Origin of the sequence: Motilibacter peucedani (genome assembly GCF_003634695.1) — a bacterium.
Lineage (GTDB): Bacteria > Actinomycetota > Actinomycetes > Motilibacterales > Motilibacteraceae > Motilibacter > Motilibacter peucedani.
On sequence record NZ_RBWV01000012.1, the window covers coordinates 184,178 to 211,039 of the forward strand.

At 73.2% G+C, this 26,862-nt stretch carries 24 protein-coding genes; 12 read left to right on the forward strand and 12 right to left on the reverse strand.

The window, feature by feature from the left end:
- Window positions 1-65: 65 nt before the first annotated feature.
- Window positions 66-332: a 30S ribosomal protein S20 gene (gene rpsT, locus CLV35_RS11745; RefSeq protein ID WP_121193681.1), complete on the reverse strand. Its 267-nt coding sequence runs from the start codon at window positions 330-332 to the stop codon at window positions 66-68.
- 254 nt (window positions 333-586) lie between these two features.
- Between rpsT and lepA the strand changes: the two genes are divergently transcribed.
- A complete protein-coding gene (gene lepA, locus CLV35_RS11750) occupies window positions 587-2,455 on the forward strand; it encodes a translation elongation factor 4 (protein WP_407938206.1) in 1,869 nt (622 codons plus the stop codon).
- A 338-nt stretch (window positions 2,456-2,793) separates the two neighbouring features.
- Here lepA and CLV35_RS11755 read toward each other — a convergent pair whose 3' ends face one another.
- Both CLV35_RS11755 and CLV35_RS11760 read right to left on the reverse strand, forming a co-directional pair.
- Window positions 2,794-5,292 carry a putative bifunctional diguanylate cyclase/phosphodiesterase gene (locus CLV35_RS11755; RefSeq protein ID WP_121193683.1) on the reverse strand — a complete coding sequence of 833 codons (2,499 nt, stop codon included), beginning with the start codon at window positions 5,290-5,292 and terminating at the stop codon, window positions 2,794-2,796.
- Window positions 5,293-5,299: 7 nt separating this feature from the next.
- Window positions 5,300-6,838, reverse strand: coding sequence for a S8 family serine peptidase (locus tag CLV35_RS11760; RefSeq protein ID WP_147431950.1), 1,539 nt, complete (start codon window positions 6,836-6,838; stop codon window positions 5,300-5,302).
- Window positions 6,839-6,976: 138 nt separating this feature from the next.
- On the opposite strand from CLV35_RS11760, the gene hemW reads away from it, so the two are divergent.
- Window positions 6,977-8,194, forward strand: a complete 1,218-nt coding sequence (gene hemW, locus CLV35_RS11765) for a radical SAM family heme chaperone HemW (protein ID WP_121193685.1) — start codon at window positions 6,977-6,979, stop codon at window positions 8,192-8,194.
- Between the two features lie 27 nt (window positions 8,195-8,221).
- Here hemW and CLV35_RS11770 read toward each other — a convergent pair whose 3' ends face one another.
- From CLV35_RS11770 to CLV35_RS20080, 3 genes are read right to left on the reverse strand one after another with little or no spacing between them, the layout of a single operon-like run.
- Entirely contained in the window at window positions 8,222-8,713 is a 492-nt protein-coding gene (locus CLV35_RS11770; protein ID WP_121193686.1) for a DUF4870 domain-containing protein, read from the reverse strand.
- Window positions 8,710-9,531, reverse strand: a complete 822-nt coding sequence (locus CLV35_RS11775) for a DUF3097 domain-containing protein (protein WP_121193687.1) — start codon at window positions 9,529-9,531, stop codon at window positions 8,710-8,712. Before CLV35_RS11775 ends, CLV35_RS11770 begins: the two co-directional genes overlap by 4 nt.
- Window positions 9,532-9,541: 10 nt before the next feature.
- Window positions 9,542-9,709: a hypothetical protein gene (locus CLV35_RS20080; protein ID WP_183061941.1), complete on the reverse strand. Its 168-nt coding sequence runs from the start codon at window positions 9,707-9,709 to the stop codon at window positions 9,542-9,544.
- Window positions 9,710-9,849: 140 nt separating this feature from the next.
- Here CLV35_RS20080 and hrcA point away from each other — a divergent pair, with 140 nt between their 5' ends.
- The 5 genes from hrcA (at window position 9,850) to CLV35_RS11800 (ending at window position 15,370) form a co-directional block, all read left to right on the forward strand.
- Window positions 9,850-10,866, forward strand: a complete 1,017-nt coding sequence (hrcA, locus tag CLV35_RS11780; protein ID WP_121193688.1) for a heat-inducible transcriptional repressor HrcA — start codon at window positions 9,850-9,852, stop codon at window positions 10,864-10,866.
- A gap of 30 nt (window positions 10,867-10,896) precedes the next feature.
- Window positions 10,897-12,027 (forward strand): molecular chaperone DnaJ, encoded by a 1,131-nt coding sequence (gene dnaJ / locus CLV35_RS11785; RefSeq protein WP_121193689.1) that lies wholly within the window; start codon window positions 10,897-10,899, stop codon window positions 12,025-12,027.
- Window positions 12,024-12,761 carry a 16S rRNA (uracil(1498)-N(3))-methyltransferase gene (locus CLV35_RS11790; protein WP_121193690.1) on the forward strand — a complete coding sequence of 246 codons (738 nt, stop codon included), beginning with the start codon at window positions 12,024-12,026 and terminating at the stop codon, window positions 12,759-12,761. Before dnaJ ends, CLV35_RS11790 begins: the two co-directional genes overlap by 4 nt.
- Before the next feature lie 270 nt (window positions 12,762-13,031).
- A complete protein-coding gene (locus tag CLV35_RS11795) occupies window positions 13,032-14,768 on the forward strand; it encodes a PHP domain-containing protein (RefSeq protein WP_121193691.1) in 1,737 nt (578 codons plus the stop codon).
- 20 nt (window positions 14,769-14,788) lie between these two features.
- Window positions 14,789-15,370: a hypothetical protein gene (locus CLV35_RS11800; RefSeq protein ID WP_121193692.1), complete on the forward strand. Its 582-nt coding sequence runs from the start codon at window positions 14,789-14,791 to the stop codon at window positions 15,368-15,370.
- On the opposite strand, the gene CLV35_RS11805 is transcribed toward CLV35_RS11800, so the two are convergent.
- On the reverse strand, window positions 15,367-16,605 hold the full coding sequence (locus CLV35_RS11805; RefSeq protein WP_121193693.1) for an MFS transporter: 1,239 nt from the start codon (window positions 16,603-16,605) through the stop codon (window positions 15,367-15,369). The two genes, CLV35_RS11800 and CLV35_RS11805, sit on opposite strands and share 4 nt — an antisense overlap.
- 92 nt (window positions 16,606-16,697) lie before the next feature.
- Between CLV35_RS11805 and CLV35_RS11810 the strand changes: the two genes are divergently transcribed.
- Window positions 16,698-17,189, forward strand: coding sequence for a SigE family RNA polymerase sigma factor (locus CLV35_RS11810; protein WP_121193694.1), 492 nt, complete (start codon window positions 16,698-16,700; stop codon window positions 17,187-17,189).
- Window positions 17,186-17,986 carry a DUF4232 domain-containing protein gene (locus CLV35_RS11815; protein ID WP_121193695.1) on the forward strand — a complete coding sequence of 267 codons (801 nt, stop codon included), beginning with the start codon at window positions 17,186-17,188 and terminating at the stop codon, window positions 17,984-17,986. Before CLV35_RS11810 ends, CLV35_RS11815 begins: the two co-directional genes overlap by 4 nt.
- A 10-nt stretch (window positions 17,987-17,996) precedes the next feature.
- Here the strand turns inward: CLV35_RS11815 and CLV35_RS11820 are convergent, their stop codons facing one another.
- From CLV35_RS11820 to CLV35_RS11845, 5 genes are read right to left on the reverse strand one after another with little or no spacing between them, the layout of a single operon-like run.
- On the reverse strand, window positions 17,997-19,067 hold the full coding sequence (locus CLV35_RS11820) for an alpha/beta hydrolase family protein (protein WP_231121735.1): 1,071 nt from the start codon (window positions 19,065-19,067) through the stop codon (window positions 17,997-17,999).
- 39 nt (window positions 19,068-19,106) lie between these two features.
- Window positions 19,107-19,955 carry a carbohydrate ABC transporter permease gene (locus CLV35_RS11830; RefSeq protein WP_231121736.1) on the reverse strand — a complete coding sequence of 283 codons (849 nt, stop codon included), beginning with the start codon at window positions 19,953-19,955 and terminating at the stop codon, window positions 19,107-19,109.
- Window positions 19,952-20,911 carry a carbohydrate ABC transporter permease gene (locus tag CLV35_RS11835; protein ID WP_231121737.1) on the reverse strand — a complete coding sequence of 320 codons (960 nt, stop codon included), beginning with the start codon at window positions 20,909-20,911 and terminating at the stop codon, window positions 19,952-19,954. The genes CLV35_RS11830 and CLV35_RS11835 overlap by 4 nt, the downstream gene beginning before the upstream one ends.
- 26 nt (window positions 20,912-20,937) lie before the next feature.
- Window positions 20,938-22,248, reverse strand: coding sequence for an ABC transporter substrate-binding protein (locus tag CLV35_RS11840; RefSeq protein ID WP_121193697.1), 1,311 nt, complete (start codon window positions 22,246-22,248; stop codon window positions 20,938-20,940).
- 2 nt (window positions 22,249-22,250) lie between these two features.
- On the reverse strand, window positions 22,251-24,161 hold the full coding sequence (locus tag CLV35_RS11845; RefSeq protein ID WP_121193698.1) for a glycoside hydrolase family 127 protein: 1,911 nt from the start codon (window positions 24,159-24,161) through the stop codon (window positions 22,251-22,253).
- Between the two features lie 277 nt (window positions 24,162-24,438).
- On the opposite strand from CLV35_RS11845, the gene CLV35_RS11850 reads away from it, so the two are divergent.
- The 3 genes from CLV35_RS11850 to CLV35_RS11860 are packed head-to-tail and all read left to right on the forward strand — an operon-like array spanning window position 24,439 to window position 26,858.
- Window positions 24,439-25,452, forward strand: a complete 1,014-nt coding sequence (locus CLV35_RS11850; protein ID WP_121193699.1) for a LacI family DNA-binding transcriptional regulator — start codon at window positions 24,439-24,441, stop codon at window positions 25,450-25,452.
- Between the two features lie 37 nt (window positions 25,453-25,489).
- Entirely contained in the window at window positions 25,490-25,828 is a 339-nt protein-coding gene (locus tag CLV35_RS11855; protein WP_121193700.1) for a histidine triad nucleotide-binding protein, read from the forward strand.
- A gap of 22 nt (window positions 25,829-25,850) precedes the next feature.
- On the forward strand, window positions 25,851-26,858 hold the full coding sequence (locus CLV35_RS11860; RefSeq protein WP_121193701.1) for a PhoH family protein: 1,008 nt from the start codon (window positions 25,851-25,853) through the stop codon (window positions 26,856-26,858).
- Window positions 26,859-26,862 lie beyond the last annotated feature (4 nt).

A 26,862-nucleotide genomic window follows, 5' to 3' on the forward strand; every position in this document is an offset into this window, starting at 1 on the left:
GGGACGCCGAAGACCGCCCGGGGGTCCCTGGCGGTCTGGACGTGCAGAGCGGGAGGGTGAGCGCCCTAGGCGCTCAGCGACTCCGAGCGCTTGCTGATCGCGGACTTGCGGTTCGCGGCCTGGTTCTTGTGGATGACGCCCTTGCTGGCCGCCTTGTCGAGCAGGCGGTTGGCCGAGCGGGCCAGCGTCGACGCCTCGGCGGTGTTGCCGGCGTCGGCGGCCTCGCGGAACTTGCGGATCGCCGTCTTGAGGGACGACTTGACGGCCTTGTTGCGCAGGCGCGCCGCTTCGTTCTGCCGGTTGCGCTTGATCTGGGACTTGATGTTCGCCACGGAGTAGTGCCTCGCCGGTGTCGAGCGGACGTCTGGTGTGTCGCAGGAGGGCTCCGGCCCAGGAGGCCGGGTCCATCGGTGCGACTGCTCAGGCTACCAGCCGGCCGCTCCGCCGCCCAAATCCCGGCTGCGCCCCGGGCAGCGCGCCAGCCGGACCCCGCTCGCGGGCGCCCAGCGTGCGACCATGGACGTGCTCGCGCCCGCGCGACCCGCCGGGCGTGGCCCGTTGCGCCCGACTCCCCGAGAGGCCCTGCATCCCCGTGCCGCCGACCGCCCGCAGAGCGACCGATGCGACCCCGCAGCCAGGGCGCACCGATCCTTCGGTGATCCGCAACTTCTGCATCATCGCCCACATCGACCACGGCAAGTCCACGCTGGCCGACCGCATGCTGCAGGTGACCGGGGTCGTCGACGACCGCTCGATGCGGGCGCAGTACCTCGACCGCATGGACATCGAGCGCGAGCGCGGCATCACGATCAAGTCCCAGGCCGTACGCCTGCCGTTCGCGAGCGCCGACGGCACCGACTACGTACTGAACCTCATCGACACCCCCGGCCACGTCGACTTCACCTACGAGGTGTCGCGGTCGCTCGCCGCGTGCGAGGGCTGCATCCTGCTCGTCGACGCCGCGCAGGGCATCGAGGCCCAGACGCTGGCCAACCTCTACCTGGCGCTCGAGAACGACCTGACGATCATCCCGGTCCTCAACAAGATCGACCTGCCGGCCGCGCAGCCGGAGAAGTACGCCGCCGAGCTGGCCCACATCATCGGCTGCGACCCCGGCGACGTGCTCCGGGTCAGCGCCAAGACCGGCGTCGGCGTGAGCGAGCTGCTCGAGGAGGTCGTGCGCCAGGTCCCGGCCCCCACCGGCCGCGCCGAGGGCCCCGCCCGCGCGCTGATCTTCGACTCGGTCTACGACGCCTACCGCGGCGTGGTCACCTACGTCCGCGTCGTCGACGGGCACCTGTCCAAGCGCGAGCGCATCCTCATGCTCTCGACGAAGGCGACCCACGAGATGCTCGAGGTCGGGGTCATCTCGCCCGAGCCGGTGCCGGGCGACGGGCTGGGCGTCGGCGAGGTCGGCTACCTCATCACCGGCGTGAAGGACGTGCGCCAGAGCAAGGTCGGCGACACCGTCACGTCGGTCTCGAAGCCGGCCACCGAGATGCTCGGGGGCTACAAGGATCCGCGCCCGATGGTCTTCTCGGGGCTCTACCCGCTCGACGGCGACGACTTCTCGAACCTGCGCGAGGCGCTCGAGAAGCTCCAGCTCAACGACGCCGCGCTGGTGTGGGAGCCCGAGACCTCCGCGGCCCTGGGCTTCGGCTTCCGCTGCGGCTTCCTCGGACTGCTCCACCTCGAGATCGTGCGCGAGCGGCTCGAGCGCGAGTTCAAGCTCGACCTCATCTCGACCGCTCCGAACGTGGTCTACCGCGTCGTGATGGACGACGGCAGCGAGCGCATAGTCACCAACCCGAGCGAGTTCCCGGGCGGGAAGATCGCCGAGATCCACGAGCCGGTCGTCCGCTCCACGATCCTGGCGCCCACCGAGTTCGTGGGCGCGATCATGGAGCTCTGCCAGACCCGGCGCGGCACGCTGCTCGGCATGGACTACCTGTCCGAGGACCGGGTGGAGATCAAGTACACCCTGCCGCTGGCGGAGATCGTCTTCGACTTCTTCGACCAGCTGAAGTCGCGCACGCGCGGCTATGCCAGCCTCGACTACGAGCCCACCGGCGAGCAGGTGTCGCAGCTGGTCAAGGTCGACATCCTGCTGCAGGGCGAGGCGGTCGACGCCTTCAGCGCGATCGTCCACACCGACAAGGCGTACGCGTACGGCGTCGACATGACGAAGAAGCTGCGCGAGCTCATCCCGCGCCAGCAGTTCGAGGTGCCGATCCAGGCCGCCGTCGGTGCCCGGGTGATCGCCCGCGAGAACATCCGCGCCATCCGCAAGGACGTGCTCGCCAAGTGCTACGGCGGCGACATCACCCGCAAGCGCAAGCTGCTGGAGAAGCAGAAGGAGGGCAAGAAGCGGATGAAGATGGTCGGCCGGGTCGAGGTGCCCCAGGAGGCCTTCATCGCCGCGCTGTCCACCGACGCCGCGCCTGCGAAGAAGTAGCCCGCCCCGCTCGACCCGTCCGCGGCGCGACCAGCGCGTACGAGCGGTGGCAAGGACGCCCCAGCGGTAGCGCAGCTGCCACCGCCGGCCCGCAGCTGCTACCGCTGAGGTCGAGGTTCCTACCTCTGCTAGCACGGCGTACGCCGTGAGGCGGCGTGCCAGCCCTGACGAGCGCGCTGGCGGGTGGGCGGTAGCGGAGCCGGCCCAGCGGTAGCCCTCCCGCTACCGCCGGCCCGCAGCTGCTACCGCCGAAGTCGAGCCTCCAACCGCCGGCCCGCATCTGCTACCGCCGAGGTCGACGTCGCGACCGCCGACCCAGGGCAGAGCGCGGTACGCGGTCAGGCCGTGGGCGCCTGCTGCGCCGTGCCGCCCGCGACGCTGAGCCGGCGGCGGCCGCGCTCGCTGGCGAGCAGGTCGATGTAGCGGTGCGGCGCTCCGAGCCAGCCGGGCACCAGCTCGGGGTCGAGCGGGCGGGAGAGCCAGTAGCCCTGGGCGGTGTCGCAGCCGATCTGGCGCAGCCGCTGCCAGGTGCGCTCGTCCTCGACCCCCTCGGCGACGACCGCCAGGCGCAGCGTGTGCACGAGGTTGACCAGCGCGCAGACGATGGCATCGTCGTCGGCGACCTCCGACATGCCCATGACGAAGGACTTGTCGATCTTGACCTCGTCGACGGGCAGCTGGCGCAGGTAGGTCAGCGAGGACTGGCCGGCGCCGAGGTCGTCGATCGACAGGCGCACCCCCAGCGCCCGCAGGTCGTGGAGCACGCGCAGCGCGTGCGCCGGGTCGCGCATGACCGCGCCCTCGGTGATCTCGAGCGTGAGCCGGTGCGGCGGGATGCCGGCGAGCTCGAGGTGGCGGCGCACGCCCTGCACGAAGTCGGTGTCGTGCAGCGTCGGGGGCGAGACGTTGACGGCGACGGAGACGTAGCTGCCCTGGTCCTGCCACGCGCGGCACTGGCGCAGGCTCGTGGCGAGCACCCAGTCGGTGAGGTCGCTGATGAGCCCGACCTGCTCCGCGACCGGGATGAACGTGTCGGGCCCGACGACCCCGCGCACCGGGTCGTGCCAGCGGATGAGCGCCTCGAGGCTGGTGACCCGGCCCTCGACGATGCTGACCTTGGGCTGGTACTGCAGCCGGAACTCCTCGTTGAGCAGTGCCCAGCGCAGGTCGCTCACCAGGGCCAGGCGGGCGGCGCTGTTGACGTCGGCGCGCGGGGTGTAGACCTGCGCGGGCGTGCGGGTCGACTTGGCGTAGTACATCGCCACGTCGGCGCAGCGCAGCAGCGCCTCGGAGGTCGTGCCGTGCTGCGGGCTCACGGCGATGCCGGTGCTCGCCTCCATCCGGAACGAGATGCCCGACATCGGCAGCGGCGCCATGAGCGCGTCGCGCACCTGCCCGGCGTGCACGAGCGCCTCGTTGGCGCCGGCGCCGCGCAGCAGCACCGCGAACTCGTCGCCGCCGAGGCGCGAGACGCAGGTGTCGGGCGCCGCCATCGCCCGCAGCCGGCGGGCCACCTCGCGCAGCAGGTCGTCGCCGGCGGCGTGGCCGAGGGTGTCGTTGACCTCCTTGAAGCGGTTCAGGTCGAGCAGCAGCACGGCTGCGGTCCCGCGCCCGCACGCGTCGTCGACCGCGCGCGTGAAGAGCACCCGGTTGGGCAGCCCGGTCAGCGGGTCGTGCAGTGCCCGGTAGTCGCTCGCGGCAGCCTGCTCTCGCAGCAGGTCGGCCAGCCGGCTGTTGTGCAGCCAGCTCGCCGCCTGCCCGGCGATCGCCTCGAGCAGCGCCGCGTCCTCGGTGCCGAAGCCGCCGACGTCGCCGAGCCGGTCGTGGACGCTCAGCACGCCGATGCGCCCGTCCGGTCCGTCGAGCGCGCTCTCGAGCTCGTCGGCCGACTCGGGGACCTGCGGGGTGCCGGGGTGGTGCTCGGTGAGCTCCCGCACGCCGGACGCGTCGCAGGCGAAGGTGCGCGAGGTGCCCTCGGCGCCCACGAAGCCGGGGGACAGGACCAGAGCGGCGGAGTCGGCGACGAGCAGCTCGCGGGTGCGCTCGAGCACGTACGCGACGGTCGCCTCGAGCTCGAGCTGCTCGCCGACGCCGTGGCTGAAGCGGTTGAGGCTCTCCACCAGGCGGTGCCGGCGCTGGAGCTTCACGTGCGCACGGGTCGCGGACCAGACGGCGGCGCCCACCACCAGCAGCACCCAGGCGTTGCGCCAGCTCGTGCGCAGCAGGTCGAAGGCCACGAGCCCGAAGCTGACGTTGGTGAGCGAGACGAGCTGGCCCTCGAGCAGCCCGCGGACGGCGAGGCCGGTCGGGACCGCCCCCTCGCGCACCCAGATCGCGGCGAGGATCGCACCGGTGGAGACGAGCTCCGCGACCGCGACGGCGACTATCGCCGCCACCCAGGCGCGCGGGGAGGTCGCGAGGCCGGGGCCGTCGCCGGCGAGCGCGCGCCAGATCGCGACCGCGAGCAGGGTGTCGAGCCACCACTGGGCGCAGTTGAACAGCAGCTTCTCGGCCGGCTGGCGGCGCAGGGCGAGCGCTGCGGCCCCGCCCAGCAGCCGTGCGACGACCACGTGGGTCGGGCTCAGCGTGAACAGCCCGATGACGAGCGGGATCTCCGACAGCGCGAACGAGTGCGCCTCGCGCCCGAACTGCACGTGGACGACGCACAGCTCGGCGAGCACGAAGGCGGGCACGAGCTCCCACCAGTGCCACGACGACGCGACCGCCGCTCCCGCCACCGACCGGGTCACGACGACGTGGAGCACGGCTGAGCAGCCGGCGACCGCCAGGACCAGCGGCCAGGTGCCGCCCCGGCGCGCGAGCTGCGCCCGGGTCATGCGACCGTCACCGCCCCGGCCAGGAGGCGCCGCTCCAGCTCTGGCTGGACCAGCTCTGGCTCGACCAGCTCTGGCTGTGCCAGCCCTCGCCGCTCCAGCTCTGGCTCGACCAGCTCTGGCTCGACCAGTCGTGCCCGGCGAAGTCGTCGCCGGCCCACGACGGCGACCAGGCCGCCCGCGCCCACGCGGTGCCGGCCCACGAGGTGTCGCACCAGCAGTCGCCCGCCCAGCGCGCGCCGCGCCACTGCCCGTCCGACCACGCCGTGCCTGCGCGCGAGTCCGGAGCCCAGTCCGCCGGGGTCCAGGCGTGCCCGAAGATGTCGCGCTCGCCGACCAGCGGGCTGTCGCCGTCGACCACGTGCACGCTGCCGCGCGCGGCCTCGAGCGAGCCGAGCCCCGTGGAGGCGGGCCAGGCCTGCTGGAGCACCGGGACAGGGGCGGCGGCGGCCGCCGCCACGTCGAGCAGACCCGTGCCCGAGGCCCGCGCGCCGGCGAGGAGCAGCGGGCGCGAGGTGCCCATCAGCAGCGCCTTGACCTGGTCGGGGCGCAGCTCCGGACGGGCCTGCAGCAGCAGCGCGGCCGCTCCTGCGGTGACGGCCGCGGCCTGGGAGGTGCCGCTGCCCTTGAAGAACCGGTCGCCGACCCGCGCTCCGGGGTAGGCGGTGTCGACGTACGAGCCGGGGTCGCGCAGCGAGACGATCGACTGGCCCGGCGCGAGCAGGTCGACGTGCCGGCCGGACGAGCCCCGGCTGGAGAACTGCGGCACCGAGTCGTCCAGCGTCGACCGGGTGCCGTGGGTGTCGTCGGCCCCGACGGCGATCACGTAGGGGTCGCTCGCCGGGCTGTCGAGGCGCGGCTGCTCCGAGCCCTTGTTGCCGCCGGCGGAGACGACGGTGATGCCGGCGCGCCATGCGCTCTCGAGCGCGTGGGCGAGCGGGTCCACCGCGTACGCCTGCGTGGAGTCGGTGCCGAACGCGAGGCACAGCACGCGTACGTGGAGGCCGGGGTCGTTCTTGTGCGTCACGACCCAGTCGACGGCGGCGATCACCTGCGAGACGTCGACCGCGCCGTCGGAGGCGCCGACCCGCATGTCGAGCAGCGTCGCGCCGGGCGCGACGCCCGCGAACCCCGTGCTGTCGTCACGACCGGCGATGATCCCGGCCAGGTGCGTACCGTGCCCGAAGGCGTCGAGGTGGCGCAGCTGCGGGTGCGCGCTGTCGAGCGAGAGGTCCGGCCCGCTGACGACGTTGCCCGAGCTCAGGCCCGGCACCGGGACGACGCCGGTGTCGACGAGGGCGACGCCGATGCCGGAGCCGTCGATGCCGCGAGAGCGCAGCACGTCGGCCCCGACCGCCGCCGAGACCTGGTCCAGCGGGGTCTGGGCGGGGGAGTAGCCCCACGCGGCGCCGCGCAGCAGGCCGGCCGTGGTGTCCAGCGCGTCGGTGACCGGGCTGAGCACGGTGCCGAGCAGCGGGTCGAGCAGGCCGGCGTGAGCAGGAGAAGCGGGGGCGAGGGTGAGCGCGCCCGCAACCGCGGACACCGCCACGGCCGAGCACCCGCGCCGCAGAGCTCTCCTCAGCGAGACCATCGAACCCCCCGCACCCTGTGCGTGACCAAGCGTGGTGAAGCAATCACTTCGTGCATGCCTGCCGGGGCATCCGCTCAAACCTGGGAGACTGGGCAGGTGCCCTCGACGCTTCCTGACGGAGCTCCTGCTCCTGCCGACGGCACCCTGCCCCCGGCCTCGCTCGCGCGGCTGGGCAGCTCGCCGCTCGGCGCCTACGTCCACGTGCCCTACTGCGCCACGCGCTGCGGCTACTGCGACTTCAACACCTACACCGCCGCGGAGCTCGGGCCGGGCGTCAGCCGCGCCACGTGGGCGGACTCCCTGACGCAGGAGGTCGCGCTCGCCCGGCGGGTGCTGGGCGCGCCGGCGCCGCCGCTGGAGACCGTGTTCTACGGCGGCGGGACGCCCACGCTGCTCGAGCCGGCCGCCCTGGTCTCCGTGCTCGCCGCGCTGCGCGACGCCTTCGGACTGGCCGAGGGCGCCGAGGTGACGACAGAGGCCAACCCCGACTCGGTCGGTCCCGAAGCCCTGAGCGAGCTGCGCCGCGGCGGGTTCACCCGGGTGTCGTTCGGCATGCAGTCGGCGGTGCCGCACGTGCTGGCGACCCTCGACCGCGTGCACACGCCGGGGCGCGCCGGTGCCGCGGTCGCCGAGGCGCGGGCGGCCGGCTTCGAGCACCTCAGCGTGGACCTGATCTACGGCGCGCCCGGCGAGACGCTCGCCGACTGGGCGGTGTCGCTGGAGGCGGCGCTCGCGTGCGAGCCCGACCACGTCTCGGCCTACGCGCTGATCGTCGAGGACGGCACCCGGCTCGCCGCACGCGTACGCCGTGGCGAGCTCGCCGCGCCCGACGACGACTACATGGCCGACGCCTACGCCCTCGCCGACGCCACGCTCACGGCTGCGGGCTACGAGTGCTACGAGCTGTCGAACTGGGCACGGCCGGGCGGCCGCTGCCGGCACAACGAGCTCTACTGGCGCGGCGCCGACTGGTGGGGCTTCGGGCCGGGCGCGCACAGCCACGTGGGCGGCACCCGGTGGTGGAACGTCAAGCACCCCGCCGCCTGGGCCGGCCGGCTCGAGTCCGGGCAGAGCCCGGCGGCCGCCCGCGAGCTGCTCAGCGCCGAGGACCAGCGGGTCGAGCGCATCCTGCTCGAGACCCGGCTCTCGGCGGGGCTGCCGCTCGAGGTGCTGGCGCCGCAGGGTGCCCGGGCGGCGCGCGGGTTCGTCGACGAGGGGCTGCTGCGCAGCGACGCGTGGCACGACGGCCGGGCCGCACTCACCCTGCGCGGCCGGCTCCTCGCCGACGCGGTCGTGCGCGACCTCGTCGACTGACCCGTTGCCTGGTCAGAGCGTGGGCGGCTACTTCACGAGGCGCAGGTTGACCGGGTAGCGGTAGGCCTGGCCGTTGTTGGCGGCCACCGACGCCAGGACGATGAGCACCAGCGCCACGACAGCGACGACGCCGGCCAGCGGGACGACGACGATCAGGCCGAGCCCGAGGGTCACGACGCTGGCGATGACGGCGACGATGCTCAGGAAGAGCAGCATCAGCTGGAAGTTGAGCGCCTCGACGGCGTGCCCGCGCACGAACGGCGAGCTCGGCCCCTTGACCAGCAGCACGACCAGCGGGCCGAGGAACCCCAGGGCGACGAACGAGGCCAGGATCCCCGACAGGTGCGCGGCGAGGCCCCACAGCCGGTCGTCCTGGGTGGGCTGTCCGTAGCCCGTGCCGAACCCGGGCCCCGGCGGCGGACCCCACCCCGGCGGCGGACCCCACCCCGGCGGCGGTCCTCCGGGCGGCGGGCCCCAGCCGGGCGGCGGTCCCTGCGGCGGGCCGGGAGGCAGGCTCATGGCTCCAGTGTGGCAGTGACGAAGTCGATCAGCTCCTCAACGCGCCCGAGCAGGCTGGGCTCGAGGTCGGCGTAGGTGCGCACGCTGCCGAGGATGCGCCGCCAGGCCGCGGGCGGGTCGACGGGCCAGCCGAGCGCCTCGCAGACGCCCTCCTTCCACGGCACGCCGCGCGGGACGACGGGCCACACCCCGATGCCCAGCACCGACGGGCGCACGGCCTGCCAGACGTCGACGTAGGGGTGTCCCAGGACGAGCACGTGCGGGCCGGCCGCCTGTGCGGCGATCCGCGACTCCTTCGAGCCCGGCACGAGGTGGTCGACGAGCACGCCGAGGCGGGAGTCGGGCCCCGGGTCGAAGGCGCGCGCCCGCTCGGGCAGGTCGTCGACGCCGTCGAGCATCTCGACGACGACGCCCTCGACGCGCAGGTCGTCGCCCCAGACCTTCTCGACGAGCTCGGCGTCGTGCTTGCCCTCGACCCAGATGCGGCTGCCGCGGGCGACGCGCGCGCGGGCGCCGTGGACGGCGACCGAGCCCGAGGCCGTACGCGTGGGTGCCGCGGGCGCCGCCGCGACCGGGCGCACCAGGCGCACGGGCCTGCCCTCGACCAGGAAGCCGGGGCCGGCCGGGAAGGAGCGCCGCTTGCCGTGGCGGTCCTCGAGGACGACGAGCGTGCCGGCCGGCTGCTTCTCGACGACGACCACGGCGCCGCACCACCCGGTCTGGACGTCCTCGACGACCAGGCCGATCTCCGCCGGCACCTCCGGCGGCGGCACCTTGCGGGGCTTGGCGGGCAGGGCGGAGGGACCGTACGGCAGCACCCGCCGGATGCTAGCTGCCGGGAGGCTGCTGGCCCTTGCGACCCGCGCGCACCTTGGCGGCGAGCTGCTGGACCTGGGCGCGGGTGGCGGGGTCCTTGGCCTTGCGCTGGGCCTCGGTGATCAGCTGCTGGCCGGCGGGCGACTTGGCGAAGGCGACGATGCGGGTGAACAGCGGCATGGTGGGGACCTCTCGGTGGGTGGCGCGCGTGCTCTAGGAGTACCCAGACGCCGCAGGGTAGGTAAACTTGGCACTTGCCCGGGCCGAGTGCCAACTCCGCTGCCCGCCCGGGCGCCGTCGACCGCGAGGGAGGGTGCGCCGTGACCGAGGACCGCAAGCTCGCCGTCCTGCGCGCCATCGTGGAGGACTACGTCCGCACCCAGGAGCCGGTGGGCTCCAAGGCGCTGGTCGACCGCCACAACCTGGGCGTCTCGCCGGCGACGATCCGCAACGACATGGCGACGCTGGAGGAGGAGGGCTACATCGCCCAGCCCCACACCAGCGCCGGCCGGGTGCCGACCGACAAGGGCTACCGGCTGTTCGTCGACCGGCTCTCGAGCATCAAGCCGCTCTCGCCCGCCGAGCGCAGGGCGATCCAGGCGTTCCTCGACGGCTCGCTCGACCTCGACGACGTCGTGGCGCGTACGGTCCGGCTGCTCGCCCAGCTCACCCGCCAGGTCGCCGTGGTGCAGTACCCCTCGCTCACGCGCTCGTCGGTGCGCCACGTCGAGCTGGTCGCGCTCGGGCCGGCCCGCGTCATGGTCGTGCTGATCACCGACACCGGACGGGTCGAGCAGCGCATGGTCGACACCGGCGCCACCGCGTCCGAGACGCTGCTCGCCGACCTGCGCTCGAGGCTCAACACCGCCCTCGCCGGCGTGCGGCTTGCCGACGCGCCCGGCCGGGTCGAGCAGCTGGCCGACGCCTTCGGCGCGGACGACCGCACCGTCGTCACGGCCGTCGTGTCGACGCTGCTCGAGACGCTGGTCGAGACCCGCGAGGAGCGGGTCGTCATGGCCGGCACGGCCAACCTGGCGCGCTTCGGACAGGACTTCCCGCTCACCATCCAGCCGGTGCTCGAGGCGCTGGAGGAGCAGGTGGTGCTGATGCGCCTGGTCGGCGAGGCCACCAGCACCTCCTCGCTCACCGTGCGCATCGGCGCCGAGAACCCCGAGGGGCTGACCTCGACCTCGGTGGTGTCGTTGGGCTACGGCAGCGGCGACCAGGCGCTCGCGGGCATCGGCGTGCTCGGCCCCATGCGCATGGACTACGCCTCGACCATGGGCGCCGTGCGGGCCGTCGCGCGCTACGTCAGCCACATCCTCACCGAGTCATGACCCCGTCCTGCAGATTTGGAGCGTTGCCCGGTGGCTTCTGACCACTACGCCGTCCTCGGTGTCTCGAGGGACGCGTCCGCGGACGAGATCAAGCGGGCCTACCGCAAGATGGCCCGCGAGCTCCACCCGGACGTCAACCCCGACCCGGCCACCCAGGACCGGTTCAAGGAGGTGACGCACGCCTACGAGGTGCTCTCCGACCCGGCCAAGCGCGAGCGCTACGACCTGGGCGGCGACCCCAACGGCGCCGGCGGGGGCTTCGGCCAGGGCTTCGGCTTCAACGACATCATGGACGCGTTCTTCGGCGCGGCCTCCGGCGCCGGCCCGGGCGGCCGCGGCCCCCGGCCGCGCCAGCGCCGCGGCCAGGACGCGCTCATCGGCATCGAGCTCGACCTGCGCGAGGCCGCGTTCGGCGCCACCCGCGAGATCCAGGTCGACACGGCCGTCCGCTGCCCCACCTGCGACGGCGCCGGCACCGCACCCGGCACCACGACCCAGACCTGCCAGATCTGCCACGGCCGCGGCGAGACCCAGCACGTGACCCGCAGCTTCCTCGGCCAGGTCATGACCTCGCGGCCGTGCGTCGCCTGCCAGGGCTACGGCACGGTCATCCCCTCGCCCTGCCACGAGTGCGACGGCGAGGGCCGCATACGCACCCGCCGCTCGCTCACCATCAAGATCCCCGCCGGCGTCGACACCGGCACCCGCATCCAGCTGGCCGGCGAGGGCGAGATCGGCCAGGGCGGCGGCCCGGCGGGCGACCTCTACGTCGAGGTCGTCGAGAAGCCCGACGACCTGTTCACCCGCAACGGCGACGACCTCCACGTCACGCTCACGCTGCCCATGACGGCCGCCGCGCTCGGCACCAAGGTCTCCCTCGACACGCTCGACGGGCCCGAGATGATCGAGATCCGCCCGGGCACGCAGCCGGGCCAGACGATCCCGCTCACTGGCCGAGGCATCACGCACCTGCGCGGCGGGGGGCGGGGCGACCTGCTGCTGCACGTCGACGTCGCGACGCCGACCCGCCTCGACGCCGAGCAGGAGGAGCTGCTGCGCCGCCTGGCCGAGCTGCGCGGCGAGGAGCGGCCCGAGGGCGCCTTCCGCGCCGGCCAGTCGGGCTTCTTCTCCCGGCTGCGCGACGCCTTCAACGGGCGGTGACCGCCCCGGTCTTCGTCCTCGCGCCGCTGCCGGCCGTCGTCGGCGGGCGCGTCGAGCTGGCCGGGTCCGAGGGCCGGCACGCCGCACGCGTACGCCGTGTCGAGCCGGGCGAGCACGTCGACCTCGTCGACGGGCGGGGGAGACGGGCCTCGTGCACCGTGGAGTCGGTCGCCGGTGACACCGTGGCACTGGCCGTCGGCTCGCTGGTCGAGGAGCCGGCGCCCGCGCCCCGGGTCGTCGTCGTCCAGGCGCTGCCCAAGGGCGAGCGCGGCGAGCTGGCGGTCGAGCTGATGAGCGAGGTCGGCGTCGACGTCGTCGTCCCGTGGTCGGCCGCGCGCTGCGTGGCGCAGTGGAAGGGCGAGCGCGGCGCGAAGTCGCTCGAGCGTTGGCGCTCGACGGCGCGCGAGGCGGGCAAGCAGTCACGGCGTGCCCGCTTCGCCGAGGTCGCCGACCTCGCGACCACCCGCCAGGTCGCGGCGCTGCTCTCCGGTGCTGCCGTCGCCGCCGTGCTCTCCGAGGAGTCCGCCGCTCCTCTCTCGGGACTCGAGCCGCCCGCGTCGGGCGACGTCGTCCTCGTCGTCGGCCCCGAGGGCGGCATCACGCCCGAGGAGCTGGCCACCTTCGCCGCAGCAGGCGCCACCGCGATGCGCCTCGGCCCGTCGGTGCTCCGCACCTCCACCGCCGGCGCCGCCGCAGCCGCCGTCGTCCTCAGCCGCACCCCCCGCTGGCGCTGACCTCTCGGCTCCCGCCGCGGCGATGTTGATCGGCCAGGGCGATCAACCTCGCGCCAGGCCTATGCGAATTGCTCGGCCCGGCGCGAGGTTCGTGGGCCTCGCCGCCCGCGGACCCGTCCGAGAGGCGCCGGCCGCACGCGTACGCCGCGTGCCGTTCACCGACGCGTCAGGTCGACGTCGGCTGCCCGACCCCTGCCCCTCCTAGCGTCCGGGGTGCTTGCGCACGCGAGCTCTTCCAGCACGCTTGACGGACGTCGAGGAGACGCAGCCATGGGCCACGGCCACCACCACGGGGACCACACGCACGACCACCCGCACGACCACTCGCACGAGTCTTCCGGCCTGGCCGGCGACATCGCCGACCTGAGCATCCCGGACTCGGCGCTCAGCCCGCGCGACCGCTCGCGCCGCGACCTGCTGCGCGGGGCCGGTGTCCTCGGTGCCGGTGCCGCCGCCCTGACGGTCTTCGGCTCGACCGGTGTCGCCGTCGCCGCCGAGACGGGCCACGGCAAGTCCAAGCCGGTCGACGACGACGAGTACACCTACCTCGCCGGTGACCACCACATCCACACCCAGTTCAGCTCGGACGCGCTCTACAAGCCGGAACAGCAGGCCCGCCGCGGCGCGGAGTACGGCCTCGACTGGCTGGTCATCACCGACCACGGCAGCGTCGCGCACGCCAAGCTCGGCGTCGAGAACGTCAACCCGCACGTCAAGAACGCGCGCGTCGAGACGCCCCGCACACTGGTCTTCCAAGGTCTGGAGTGGAACATCCCGGCCGCCGAGCACGGCACCGTGTTCGTCGCCCCCGGCGCGAACGAGGTCGCGGTCCTCAAGGAGTTCGAGAACACCTTCGACGGCGCGGTGACCGGCACGACCGACGGGACCCCCGGCGGCCCGGTGACGCCGGCCAACGAGGCCCTGGCCATCAAGGGCATCGAGTGGATGACCGCGCAGAAGAAGGCCGGCCGTGTCGCCGACGCGATCATGTTCGCGAACCACCCGGCGCGCAAGGGCATCGACTCGCCGCACGAGCTGCGCGCCTGGCGCGACGCTGCTCCCGGCACGTTCGTCGGCTTCGAGGGTGCTCCGGGCCACCAGGCCTCGCAGCTCTCCGGCGGCGCGCGCGGCGAGTACGGCTTCGCGCCCGGCTCGTCGAGCTTCCCGGGCTACCCGATCGAGTCCTACCGCACCCACGGCGGCTTCGACTGGATGACCGCGACCGTCGGAGGTCTCTGGGACTCGCTGCTGGCCGAGGGCAAGCCGTGGTGGATCACCGCGAACTCCGACAGCCACCAGGTCTTCGGCGACACCCTCGTGCGCCCGACCGGGCAGGACGACCAGGCGTGGTTCGACGCCCACGGCCAGTACCCCGACCCGGTCGACAGCGGCACCGCCCAGACCAACCGCGCCGACTTCTTCCCCGGCTACTACAGCCGCACCCACGTCGGCGTGACGAGCTTCGGCTACCTGCCCGTCATGGCCGGCCTGCGCGCCGGCAACGTCTGGGTCGACCACGGCCAGCTCATCGACGGCATCGCCGCAAAGGTCCGCCACCGCGGTCCGGGCGCGCAGACGACCGCCACGCTCGGCGGCGTGCTCACCGCCCGGCGGGGCGACCGGGTGGACCTCGAGGTGACCATCGACCTCGCCAGCCGCCCCAACAACAACGGCGACTGGCCGCTGCTCAAGCGCGTCGACGTCATCCGCGGATTCCTCACCGGCGCGGCGACCGACAAGGACACCTTCCACGCTCCGAGCGCGGCGGTGGTCGAGTCGTTCGACATCACGCAGAAGGCCGGCCGGGTCACGCTCTCGCTGCGCTTCAAGAGCGTCGAGCGCTCGTTCTACCTGCGCCTGCGCGGCACGGACGCACGGCGTACGGCGACCGGCCTGCTCGGCGCGAAGGTCGACCCCGAGGGTCCGGCCATGGACGTCCCCGGTGTCGGGTCGCCGTGGGAGGACCTCTGGTTCTACACGAACCCGATCTGGGTCGCGGTCGCCTGAGCAGCAGGGACCCTGCCGCCATGGGCAACGAGGTGTACGTGGGGGCCAGCAGGTGCGACCGCGAGCTCCACGACGCGGAGCACCTGCTGGGCGGGCTCGTCGCCGCCCTGCGCCCGCTGGGCGAGGTGTCGCTCGCCTGCACGCACGTGGTGACGGTGCCGTGGCGTCACGAAGCCGTTTCCGTGGCGGTGTCGAATGCAGACGACGAGGCGGTCCTCGCCGCGGCGACGGCGGCAGTAGGAGCGGGGGCGACCGTCGTGGTGCTGTCGGGGTCGGCGCGGTCCAGCGCCGGCCCCGACAACGCCGGCGCCGCCGCGGCCGCCGAGTCGCTGCGCGACCGCTCCGGCGGTCGCGCAGTGGTCTTCGCTGGTCAGGAGAGGCTCCTGGGCGAGCTCCCGTTGTCCGAGGCGGTCCAGGTCTCCGACCTCGACGGCGTGCTCAGCATGGCGGGGGAGCCGGCGCCCGACGCGGTGCTCGTCACCCGCGACCACGTGCGTCCCGAGCTCGTCGGCGGGAGGCTGCTGCTGCGTACGCAGCACGAGGACCCGTCGCGCCTGGTCCCGTGGGAGCCGCCGGTCGTCCACCAGTGCGGCGGCCACTAGGACAGCTCGTCGACCTCCCGGGCGCGGCCGACCACGGCCGCGACCGGCAGGCACGACAGGCACATCAGGCCCGCGGCCACCCACAGCGTGGTCCGGGCGCCGACGAGCGACCCCAGCACGCCGCCGAGCAGCGCGCCGAGCGGGAACAGCCCCATGATGAGGAACCGGCTCGTCGCCGACACCCGCGAGAGCAGGTGCTCCGGCACCAGCCGCTGGCGCAGGCTGACGCTGGTCACCGCGTAGACGATCTGGCCCGCCTCGCCGGCAGCGGCGCTCACGACGAGCAGGGCGATCGACGCGGCGCCGGAGTCCCAGGCGAACGGCCCCAGCAACGTCAGCGGTGCGCTCACCGCGACGGACAGCCAGGTCAACCGTGCGGACCCGAACCAACGGCCGAGCGACGGGATGCAGGCGGCCCCCACCATCACGGCCACCGAACCGGCTGCCATGACGGCGCCGATCGCCGCGGGCGAGAGGCCCAGCGTGTGGGCCATGAAGACCACGGTCACCGCGGAGGCGACCGCGAAGGAGAAGTTGCCCAGCGCGCTGCACAGCGCCAGCGCGCGCAGCACGCGGCTGCCGAGCACGAAGCGCAGGCCCTCCTCGACCTCGGCGCGCAGCCGGGTCCGCGCCACCCGGGCGGGCGGGGGAGCCTCCTGCGCACGGATCGCGAGCAGCGACACCGCTGACACCGCGAACGTCGCCGCCTGCACGGCGACGACGTCCGCCGCCCCCAGCACCCCGACCAGCCACCCGCCGAGCCCCGGCCCGGCAACCTGGCCGGTGGCGCGCACGGCCTCGAGCGCCGAGTTGCCGGCCAGCACCCGGTCGCGGCCGACCAGCCCGGGCAGGTAGCTCTGGTAGCCCACGTCGAAGAACACGCGTGCGAAGCCCACCAGCAGCGACACGACCACCAGCTGCCCGATGCCGAGGACGCCTGCTGCGGCGGCGACCGGGATGCTCGCGAGCAGCACCGCCCGCACGAGGTCGCAGGCGACGAGGACCGGGCGGCGGCGTACGCGGTCGAGCCACGCGCCCGCCGGCAGCCCGACCAGCGCGAACGACACGGTCGCCGACGCGCTGACGAGACCGAGCTCGAACGGCGAGGCGTCGAGGACGAGCACGGCGAGCAGGGGGACCGCTACGCCGCTGACCTGCGTGCCGAGCTGGCTCGTGGTCTGGCCCAGCAGGAGCAGCCTGAAGTCGCGGTCGGCGAGCAGCAAGTCCTCGGGCATCGGTCCCGACGCTAGCCGACTGGTAGACCTGAGGGAGGGATGCAACCGGAGCGGCGGGAGGGGCGTACATCCCGGTGACAGGGAGGTGGGGCATGCGCGACAGCGCACGGTTCGACGCGTTCTACGCGGCGACCAGCTCGCGGCTCGTCCGCGACATCTACCTCGCGACGGGCGACCTGGGCCGGGCCCAGGACTGCGCGGCCGAGGCCTACCTCAAGGCCTGGCAGCGCTGGGACTCGCTCGACGACGACCGCGACCCGGTCGCGTGGGTGCACACGGTGGCGTGGAGGTACGCGGTGAGCGACTGGCGCCGCGCGGTCCGGCAGGTGCGCCTGCTCGTCCGCCACGGCCCGCCGCCCGACGTGCCCCCGCCCACCGAGGACGTCGTCGCCGTGCGCGACGCGCTCGCGAAGCTGCCGGAGGCGCAGCGCGTAGCGATCGTCCTGCACCACCTGGAGGACCGCTCCGTCGCGGAGATCGCCGAGCTGCTCGGCGTCCCGACCGGCACGGTCAAGGCGCGCCTCTCCCGGGGCCGCGCCGCCCTGTCGCTCCTGCTCGACGACTCGGAGGAGTCCCTGCCATGACCGACGACCCGAACGACGACCTCTCCGCCCGGCTCCAGCGCGTCCGCGGCGACGGCTGGCCCCCCGCGGGCGCCGGCGCGGCACTGCGCACCCGCGGCGACTCCCGGCGCAGGCGACGCGCCGCGTACGCCGGTGGCGGGCTCGTCGTCGCCGCCGCCGCGGCGGTCGGCCTGACCGCCGCGCTGGGCGACGGCGGCTCCTCGACCTCGGGGCTGCCCGGCGGGACGCTGGTCACGACGAGCGCACAGGCCAGCGGTACCCCGACCTCGAGCGGCACCATCGCGGTCCTGCCCCCGCCGACGAGCGCAGGCACGACCGCCGGGTCGTCGTCCTCGTCGCCGAGCCCGTCGTCGTCCGGCTCCGCGTCCTCGACCGCCGCGTCCACGCCTCGCTGCGTGACGACGCAGCTGTCGGCGAGCATCACCCGCGGCGACCCCGGGGCGGGACAGCGCTACGCCTTCCTCGAGCTCACGAACACCGGCGCCGCCTGCCGCATCCAGGGCTTCGGCGGGGTCGAGCTGCGCGACGCGGCGGGCACCGTGCTCGCCGAGCAGTCGCGCGACCGCAGCGCACCCTCGCCGCTCACCGAGCTCGCGCCCGGTGCTGCCGTGTCCTCGCGCCTGCACTGGGGCGTCGTGCCCGGCACCGGCGACCCCCAGAACGGCGCCTGCTCGCCGGGCGCCAGCGTCCTGGTCGTCACCCCGCCCGACGAGACGCACCCGCTCCAGCTGGCGTGGACCCTCGGACCGGTGTGCGGCATGCGGATCGACCAGCAGCCGTACGTGCCAGTGCAGTGAGGACGCGCGCTCAGGCGTGCAGGGTGCGCTCGAAGAACGCGACCGTGCGCTGCATCGAGCGGGTCCACGACTCGCCGTAGAACGCGTGGTCCTGGCCGGGGTAGGTGAACAGCTGCACGTCGGCGCCCGCGCGGCGCAGACCCGCCACGGTGTCCCTGGACCACTGCGGCGGGCAGGTGCGGTCGACCTCGCCGTGGTGCACGAGCACCGGCACCTGCACGCGGTCGAAGTAGGTCGCGGGGGAGACCTCGCGCCAGAAGCGCGGGTCGGTCTGCGGTGTCCCGTGCGCCGCCAGCACCGGGTCACCGTCGGGGGAGCGGGCGGTCCACCGCTGGAAGTTCTGCCAGGTGGTCGAGCTGACGGAGTCGTAGAGCACGGCGGAGTCGACGAGCCCGGGCTGCGCGACGATCGTGTCGAGCACGACCCCGCCGCCCATCGAGCGCCCGAGCAGCCCGATGCGGTCGGGGTCGACGGCCGCGAGCCCTGAGGCGCGCAGAGCGAGCACGGCGTTGACCACGTCGACCGCGTAGCCGAGCCGCAGGTCGCGCTCGGCGTCCGGGTCCTTGGACGAGGAGGCGTGGTTGCGGTAGTCCGTGTGCAGGACGACGAAGCCCCTGCGCGCCAGGTAGTCCTGCTCCCGCGCGAGGCCGCGCCCGCTGGTGTAGATCGACAGGTCGATGTGCCCGTGCGCCAGCACCACCGTGCGGAACGGCCCCTTGCCGGTCGGCACGTCCATGACGCCGGAGATGCGCAGCCGGCCGCTGAGGTAGGTCACCGCATACCGGGTGTAGGCCGACTGGCGGGACAGCACCCTGCCGAGCCGGAGGTCGCGCCCGTCGTAGCGCCTGGCCATCAGCGCCGGGAGCGACACCGGGTCGTTGACGGCGGGCAGTGCCGCACGGGGTGCAGGGGACGCGGGCGCCGTCGCCGTCGGGGACGAGGAGGGGGCGGGTGCCGGCGTCGTGGTCGCCGCTGCTGGGGGCCGGGAGAGGCTCGCGGCGGGCGCCGACCCGGAGGTGCAGCCGCCCGACGCCAGAGCGGCCGCCGCGCACAGCGCGACGGCCGCGAGGGTACGTCGCATGCATCCCATCGTGCAGGGCGACTCCCCGAGGCGCTACCGCTACTTGACCGCCCCGGCGACCAGGCCGCTCACGTAGTAGCGCTGCAGCAGGAGGTAGAGCACGACGCACGGGATCACCGTGACCGCGACGCCGGCCTGCATGACCCCCCAGTTCAGGGTGCCGAAGCTGTTGGACGACAGGGTGGTGAGCGTGACCGGCAGGGTGAACTTGTCCTCGTCGGTCACGAGGATCAGGGCCGCGAAGAACTCGTTCCAGCAGGTGAAGAACGTGAACAGCGCGGTGCTGATCAGGCCCGGCACGGCGACCGGCAGCAGGACGCGGTACATCGCCCGCAGGGTGCTGCAGCCGTCGATCAGGGCCGCCTCTTCGATGCTCGCCGGCAGCGACGCGAACGAGTTCCGCATGAGGAAGACGCCGAAGGGCAGCTGGAAGGTCATGTAGACGAGCGCCAGGCCGAGCAGGGAGTTCTGCAGGTGCAGGTCGTGCAGGATCGAGAACAGCGGGGTGATGATCGCCTGGAACGGGATCATGAAGGTCGCGAGGATCGCGAAGAAGAGCAGGCCGCTGCCCTTGAAGCGCAGCTTGGCGAACGCGTACCCCGCGAGCGTCGCGAGCACCGCCGTGCCGATCGTCGCGCCGATCGAGACCTGGACGCTGTTCATGACGTGGTGGGTGAAGCTGACGTTGCCGGTGTGCCCGAGCGAGCGGTAGTTCTCCAGCGAGAGCCCGTGCGGGTAGAGCGTCGGCGGCGCCTCAGCAGCCTCCTTGGGCGACTTGAGCGACTGCGCGACCATCACGTAGAGCGGGTAGGCGAACAGCACCGCCAGGCACAGGCAGGCTCCCCACCAGGCCGCGCGGGGGAGGGTTCGCCGGATGTCGGTGATCACGAGTGGTCCGATCCACGCAGGAGCAGCATCTGGACGGCGCTGACGGCGGCGAGCACGAGCATGAGCAGCGCGGAGAGCGCGGCGCCGTAGCCGAGCGAGAAGTTGATGAACGACTGGCGGTAGATCTCGTAGACCGCCGTGATCGTCCCGTTCGACGGGCCGCCGGAGGTCATGATGTAGAACTGGTCGAAGGCCAGCAGCGACCCGGCGACCGAGAACACCAGCACCAGCGCGAGGGTCGGGCGCAGCAGCGGCAGGACGACGAGCCTGAAGGCCTGCCAGCGCGACGCGCCGTCGATCCGGGCCGCCTCCTCCAGCTCACCGGGGATCGACTGCAGGCCCGACATCAGCAGCAGCATCTGCAGCCCGGTGACCTTCCACGTCACGAAGCCGGTGACCACCAGCAGGGCGCTCGTCGCCGTCGAGAACCAGTTGCTCTCGTGGGTGCCGAGTCCGACGTGCGTCGCCAGGTCGGTGAGCGGGCCGAGCCCGGGCTGCGCCAGGTAGAGGAAGAGGTAGGCACCGGAGGCGAAGCCGATGACCACCGGCAGGAAGAACAGCGACTGGAACGCCCGGGCCGGGCGCCCCCCGCGTCGCACGAGGAGCGCCAGGCCGAGGCCGGCGAAGAAGAGCACCGGGGTGATGAGCACGGTGTACTTGACGGTGAAGAGCACCGCGTGGCGCCACTCGGCGTCCTTGAAGGCGCGGGTGTAGTTGTCGAGGCCGATGAACCTGTGGCTGCCGAGGATCGGCCAGTCGTTCAGCGACATCCACAGCATCAGCACGAGCGGCACGAAGAAGAACACGGTGATGACGAGCATCGCCGGTGCCACCAGTGCCATGCCCAGCAGCCTGCGCCGCTGCTGCAGCGTGCGCCGCCGCCGCGGGCGGCCGCCGGGCGCCGCGTCGTGGGTCGTCGCACCCCGCACCCTGGTCAGCATGGATGTCCCTGCCATCGTCGGCCTCCTCGCCACCCGCTGGGTCAGTTGCCCTGGTCGATGATCTGCTGCGCGGCCTTCTGGGCGGTCGCCTGAGCGCCCTTGACGTCGTTGCCGAACACCGCGGTGTTCAGCAGCTTCGCCCACGGGCCGTTGTTGTCGTTGATGATCGCGTTCTCGACCACGCTGTAGGGCGTGCGGCCCTTCGACATCGCGTCGCCGAGCACCTTGTAGCGCGGGTCCAGCGGCGCGTAGATCTTGTCGGTCAGGTCCGTGCGCACCGGCACGATCGCGTTCTTGGCGAGGATCGTCTGAGCCTCCTCGTCGGTGGCCCACTTGACGAACTCCGCCGCCGCCGCCTTGTTCTTGGCGCCCTTGGTCACGGCGATCTCGTCGCCGCCGGCGAAGGAGGCGGTGCCGCCGGTCTTTCCGACGATCGGCGTGGCGCCGAAGTCCACCTTCTTGTCGGCGTTCAGCGTCTGCACGAAGAAGGCGCCGAGGTTGACCATGCCGACCTTGCCCGACTGGAACGCCGCGGCCTGCGCGGTCCCGTTGTCGGTCTTGGCGGCCGGCGGCATGACGCCCGCCGCCGCCATGTCGTGGTAGAACGTCAGCGCGTCGGTGACCTCGGGAGAGTCGAGCTTCGCGGTCTTGCCGTCCTCGCTGAGGATGTCGCCACCGCTGGCCCACACGTGCGGGGCGAACTCGAAGACGTTGCAGCCGCCGCACTGGCCGGCCATGGTGAAGCCGTAGGTGTCGCCGCCCAGCGCACGGATCGCCTTGGCGTCGGCCAGCATCTCGGCGTAGTTGGTCGGGGGCTTCTCGGGGTCGAGGCCGGCCTTCTTGAAGAGGTCCTTGTTCCAGAAGGTCACCGACGCCTCCGCCGTGAAGGGCAGCGCATAGGTCTTGCCCTGGTAGGTCGCGAGCTTGCGGTGCGCCGGGCTCAGCGAGTCCTTGTAGGGCAGGCTGTTCTGGACGTCGGTGATGTCCTCGAGGACGCCCTTCGACGCGAAGTAGGGCAGGTAGACGAGGTCGATGCTGGCGATGTCCGGGCCGGAGCCCGACGCCGACGCCGTGCCGAACTTCTGCACGAAGTTGGCGGCCGGGACGACCGTCACCTTCACCTGCGCCTTGTGGCTCTTGTTGTAGGCGTCGGCGAGCAGGTTGATGAAGCCCTTCTCGTTGTCGCGCGCCCACATCGTGACCGTGCCGCTCGCGCCGCCGGCCGAGGCGCTGCTGCCGCCGCCCGAGCTGGCGGCCGTGCTGTCGCCGCCGCCGCTGCTGCCGCCGCAGGCGGTGAGCACCAGTGCGAGCGAGGCGAGGCCGGCGACGCCGGCGACCTTCGTCCTAGTCATCGTCAGACTGCCTTCTCTGTCGTGGGGATCCAGACGCGCATCGCGTTCGGGCCGCGGTTGGCCCATCGGTAGTAGGGGATCGCGGTGATGTCCACCGGCTGCGGGCTCGTGGTGCGGGGAGCGGCACCCGGGACGTAGAGCTCGTCGACCTCGGGGGCCACGGCCACGCCGGAGCCCGTGAGGACGACGTCGGGGCCGTCGACGTCGCGCGGCTGGGGCAGCTCGCCGGGCACGAGCCGGATGTCCTCGACGACCGCGTCGTGGTCCGCCTGCTCGAGGCAGTAGACGACAGGGCCGCGGGCGAGGGCGAGGCAGCCGCGTACGGCGTCGACCCTCGGGTGCGGGGCGATCGCCCGCACCTGCATCGGGAGGACGAGCGACACCCGCGCGCCGGCGCTCCAGTCTCGCGTGATCCGAAGGTAGGAGTCGCTGCCCACGGCCTCCTCGACCGGGGTGCCGTCGACCGCGACCTGCACCTCGCTCGCCCAGGCCGGGATGCGGACGGCGAGCTCCCACGGAGCCGTGCCACCAGAGACCTCGATGCCGAGTTCGCCGTCCCACGGGTAGCCGCCGGAGACGCGGAGCTCGACGGGGGAGCCGTCGGGAGCAGTCGTACGCACGGCCCCGGCGGTCAGCAGCTGCAGCTGGACGCCGGCCTCCGACGTCGTGGCCACGTAGGCCTGCAGCGATGCCACCAGGCGGGCGAGGTTCGGCGGGCAGCAGGCACAGGCGTACCACGAGAGCCGCTGGTCGGGGCTGTCCTCGGTCGACCCGTCGTGGCCGGTGCGCAGCTGCAGGGGGTTGGAGTAGAAGAACTCCGTGCCGCTCTGCGAGGTCGACGCGGCGATCGCGTTGTAGAGCGCCCGCTCCATCTCCTCGGCGTACTGCGCGTCGCCGGTGGCGAGCAGCATGCGCCAGCCCCACTGGAAGGCGGCGATCGACGCGCAGGTCTCGGCGTAGGCGCGGTCCGGCGGCAGCTCGTACGGGTCGCCGTAGGCCTCGTCGCGGTGGCGTGAGCCGTGGGCGCCGGTGACGTAGACCTTGGTGGCGAAAGCGCTGTGCCACAGCTTCTTCATCACCTCGAGCAGCTCCGTGTCGCCGGTCTCGACGGCGACGTCGGTGGCTCCGGCGGCGAGGTAGAGGTGGCGCACCGAGTGCCCGATGGCCTCGGTGGTCTCACGCACGGGCGCGTGGTCCTGGAAGTACTGCGGCCCGAAGCGGTCCTCGCCCAGCAGTCCCTGCCCGCGCAGGTCGATCTGGCGCTTGGCCAGCTGGAGGTACGGCTCGTGGCCCGTCTCCCGGTAGAGCTCGACGAGCGCGGTCTCCACCTCGGGGTGGCCGTCGTAGAGGTCGCGCGCGCCCTCGCCGAACGTCGCGACCAGCAGGTCGGCGACGCGACGGGCGATGGCGAGCAGGCGATCGTCGCCGGAGCCGCGGTGCACCGCCACGGCTGCCTGGATCAGGTGGCCGGCCACGTACATCTCGTGGCTCCACTTCAGGTTGTCCCAGCGCACCGCGTCAGGCGTGCCCTGCACGTAGCTGTCGAGGTAGCCGTCGTCGGCCTGCGCGCGCTCCATCAGGTCCGCGGCGGTGTCGAGGAACGACTTCCAGCTGGGGTCGCCGCTGCGCCCCGTCTCCCAGCCGACCGCCTCGAGGGTCTTGCCGAGGTCGGAGTCGGCGAACCAGAACCCGGTGAAGGGCTTGTCGGACTCGCCGAGCAGGCGGCGGAAGTTGTCGAGGACGCCCGAGCTCTCGAGGTTGGTCACGCAGTGCGGGATCGTCGCCGAGCGGTTGAGCTGCTGCCAGCGGCCCAGCTGCGACTCGGGCGAGAGCTCCACCTCGTCGAGGCGGAGCGGACGCAGAGGGGTCGGACGCAGCGGTGCCGCGGGTCCTGACCTGGGGATGGCCGTCATGGGTCTCCTCGGACGCGAGGTCGGTGGTGGTCGAGCCGGTCGCACGAGCGGGTGTCGCGGTGCCGTCCAGAGGCGGCGGGGCGAAGCACGTGAGCGTTAACACGGAACGCGGGCGAGAGGCTGCGGCGGGGAGGGAAAATGTCGCGCAACCGTTTTCTCGTCACGGACACTAGGACGGTCGCTCCAGCTCGTCAAGCCCCTGCGTGGGTCTCGTTTCGATCACGGGAAACCGGTTGCGTGCCCTACTCTGTGCGCGGGGACGGGGTGAGGAGAAGCCATGGTCGGGTCAGGACGACGCGTCGGCATCGCCGACGTGGCCGCCCTCGCAGGGGTCTCCGTCGGCACGGTGTCGAAGGCGCTCAACGGGCGCGGCGCGATGCGCGACGAGACGCGCGCCCGGGTGCGGGCCGCCGCCGACGAGCTGGGCTTCGCGCCCAGCGCGGTGGCGCGCAGCCTGCTCAGCGGCCGCACGTTCACGGTTGGCGTCATCACGACCGACAGCTACGGCCGCTTCAGCATCCCGGTCATGCGCGGCGCCGAGGACGCGCTGGGCGTCGGCGAGATGGCGGCGTTCCTGTGCGACAGTCGCGACGACCCGATCCGGGAGCAGCACTACGTGCGCACCCTGCTCGCCCGACGCGTGGACGGGATCATCGTCGCGGGCCGGCGCACCGAGCCGCGCACGCCGATCGGCCACGACCTCCCGGTGCCGGTCGTCTACGCGTTCGCGCGCTCCGCCGACCCCGACGACTGCAGCGTCGTCAGCGACGAGGCGGAGGGCACGCGCAGCGCCGTCGAGCACCTGCTGAAGACCGGGCGCCGGCGCATCGCCCACGTGACCGGCCCGCAGTCGCACGCGTCCGCCGCACTGCGCGCCAGCAGCGCGGTGGAGGCCCTGGAGGAGGCGGGCACCCCGCTGGTCGGCGACGTGTGGTTCGGCGGGTGGAGCGAGGCGTGGGGGCGCTACGCCGTGCGCGCGATGCTGAAGGCCCATCCCGACGTCGACGCCGTCTTCTGCGGCAGCGACACGGTCGCCCGCGGCGTCACCGACGCCCTGCGCGAGGAGGGCCGCTCGGTGCCTCACGACGTGGCCGTCGTGGGCGTGGACAACTGGTCGCTGGTCGCCGAGGCCTGCCGGCCGCCGCTCACCTCCGTCGACCTCAACCTCGAGGCGGTCGGGCGCCGGGCCGGCGAGCTGCTGCTCGCGGCGATCGACGGGCGGCCCTCCCCGGGAGTGCACTCGCTGCCCTGCCGGCTCGTGGTCCGGGACTCCTCCGCCCCGCCGAACTAGCCGCCCGCTCCCGCTCGCCCGCACTAGCCTGCCCCGCATGACCGACTGCCTGTTCTGCCGGATCGTCGCGCGCGAGGTGCCCGCCACCGTCGTGGCGGAGGACGAGCTGGCGCTGGCGTTCCGCGACATCGACCCGCAGGCCCCGACGCACGTGCTCGTCGTGCCCAAGGTGCACGCCCCGGACCTCGCCGCGCTGGCCGAGATCGACCCGGCGGCGCTCGCCGCGGTGGGCCGGATGGTGGCCGCCGTGGCCGCGCAGGAGGGCGCCGAGTCCTACCGGACGGTGTTCAACACCGGCGCCGGTGCGGGCCAGACGGTCTGGCACGCCCACGCCCACGTGCTCGCGGGCCGCTCGATGCAGTGGCCTCCGGGCTGAGCGTGGGTAGCATCGAAGCCATATGAACCACACGTCATCGATCGTCGTGCCGGCCAGCCAGCCCATGGTGGCCCTGCTCGGCCCCGCCGACGAGCTGCTGCGCGTCGTCGAACGGGCCTTCCCCGCGGTCGACATCCTCGTCCGCGGCAACGAGATCACTCTCACCGGTGACCCGGCGGAGTGCGCGCTCGTCGAGCGCCTGCTCGCCGAGCTCGTCGCCGTGCTGCGCACCGGGCAGGGGCTCAGCGCCGACGCGATCGAGCGCAGCGTACGCATGCTGCGCGACGAGACCGAGGAGCGCCCGGCCGAGGTCCTGACGCTCTCGATCCTGTCCAACCGCGGCAAGACGATCCGGCCCAAGACGCTCAACCAGAAGCGCTACGTCGACGCGATCGACCGCCACACGATCACGTTCGGCATCGGCCCGGCGGGCACCGGCAAGACCTACCTCGCCGTCGCCAAGGCGGTGCAGGCGCTCCAGGCCAAGCAGGTCACCCGCATCGTCCTGACCCGGCCGGCGGTCGAGGCGGGGGAGCGGCTCGGCTTCCTGCCGGGCACGCTGAGCGAGAAGATCGACCCCTACCTGCGCCCGCTCTACGACGCGCTGCAGGACATGCTCGACCCGGCGACGATCCCGCGGCTGATGACCGAGGGCGTGATCGAGGTGGCGCCGCTGGCCTACATGCGCGGCCGCACGCTGAACGACGCCTTCATCATCCTCGACGAGGCGCAGAACACCTCCGCCGAGCAGATGAAGATGTTCCTCACCCGGCTCGGGTTCGGCTCCCACATGGTCGTGACCGGCGACGTGACGCAGGTCGACCTGCCCAGCGGGACCCAGAGCGGGCTGCGCGTCGTCCAGGACATCCTCGAGGGCGTCGACGACGTCGCCTTCTGCCGGCTGACCGGCCACGACGTCGTGCGCCACCGGCTGGTCAGCGAGATCGTGTCCGCCTACGAGCGGCACGACGCCACCTCGGCCGCGACGCCCGCCCCGGGCGACCACGGCAGACGAGGTCGTCGGGCGTGAGCAC